The sequence below is a fragment of the Paracoccus sp. 22332 genome, from assembly GCF_052045125.1.
Taxonomy (GTDB): domain Bacteria; phylum Pseudomonadota; class Alphaproteobacteria; order Rhodobacterales; family Rhodobacteraceae; genus Paracoccus; species Paracoccus haematequi_A.
The window spans coordinates 1-984 of record NZ_JBQEOI010000116.1 but is presented as its reverse complement, the minus strand read 5'-3'; the positions used below and the strand labels follow the sequence as shown (position 1 = coordinate 984).

Genomic DNA, 984 nt, shown 5'->3' with positions numbered 1-984 from the left:
GGGGCGGGCGGTGTCAGGCAGCCAGTTTCGATGCAGTGTCGGGTGTCGCGTGTCGCGTGTCGCTTCGCTCCCCGCGACACCCGACACTGACACTAGAGAGCTAAAAATGGACATGCCGGAGGGTAAAAGTGGACGCGCCGGAGGGTATGAATGGACGCGCCGGAGGGTATGAATGGACGCGCCGGAGGGTATGAATGGACGCGCCGGAGGGTAAAAAGGACACTTTATAAATGGACGTGAGTCATTTATAGCGTCCACTTATGAGGGAAATCACTGTGCCGAGCAGCGCTGTTGCGCTTCGATCCGACAAGCCGCTGACCCCGGCCATGGTCTCGGTCGTCTGGGAGCTGGCCTCGGCGCTCGACGCGGCCCGGATCCCCGCCGAGGTGGACAACAGCGTCTGGCTGGAAGTGCCCGCGCGGCTGCTGCGCGGCGAGGACGGACGAAACGACAACATCTGGCTGCGCGAGTGCCTGACGCGCCTGACCGGAGTGCAGCTCAGCGGCGAATGGCGCGGCGATCCCTGGGGCGCGGTCCTGCTGGCCGAATGGAAGATCACCCAGGGCGGCTCGATGGTGCGGGCATTGATCCCGCCCGCTGGCGTCCATGCCCTGCGCAGTCCGCAGAACTTCGCCAAGATCGAGGCCCGCGCTGCCCACAGCCTGACCGGCCACGGCCGCCAGCTCTATGTGCTGCTGGCCGACAAGAAGCGCCTTGGAAGACCGTTCTGGACGTTCACTGTGGATGAATTGCGTTCGCTGATGGGCGTGTCTGATAAGCGCGCCTATGCCGTTTGGGGACAGTTTCGAAAGCGCGTCCTTGATCCTGCTCTAGCGGCGGTGAACGACTATGGCACGGTCGAGGTCAGCATGAGTTTGGAAAAGCAGGGCCGGTCGGTCCATGCAGTCACCTTCCGCTGGCGCTGGAAGGATCCCCACGATGCCGCCGAGACGGTTGCCGAGAATGAACGGCATCGAAACACCC

1 protein-coding gene is annotated in these 984 nt (G+C 63.5%); it reads left to right on the top strand.

The genetic code is table 11. The annotated features are described in order from the left end of the window. Positions 1–275: 275 nt before the first annotated feature. Positions 276–984 (top strand): hypothetical protein (locus ACTJI6_RS24080; protein ID WP_440804294.1); only part of this gene is annotated, 709 nt, incomplete at its 3' end.